Consider the following 220-nt stretch of genomic DNA (forward strand, 5'->3'; position numbering starts at 1 on the left):
GGTATAATTCGCTGAATTATAGTTATTTTTTGCTATAGACGTAAAAAAGCCCTGCTATTACTAGCAGGGCTTCTTCAAATAAGTGGCGGAGTGGACGGGACTCGAACCCGCGACCCCCGGCGTGACAGGCCGGTATTCTAACCAACTGAACTACCACTCCGCAGTGGCAAACTTACCGTAGTAAGCGTCCATTTTGTTTCTAGATGCTCTATCTAAAAAC

General features: G+C 45.9%; 1 tRNA gene. It reads right to left on the reverse strand.

Features of this window, described 5'->3' with window-relative positions:
- Positions 1–83 precede the first annotated feature (83 nt).
- A tRNA-Asp gene (locus tag RH88_RS12560) sits at positions 84–160 on the reverse strand.
- Positions 161–220: the final 60 nt, after the last annotated feature.

This window comes from Vibrio scophthalmi LMG 19158 (assembly GCF_000222585.1).
In the GTDB taxonomy this organism is placed as follows: Bacteria; Pseudomonadota; Gammaproteobacteria; order Enterobacterales; family Vibrionaceae; genus Vibrio; species Vibrio scophthalmi.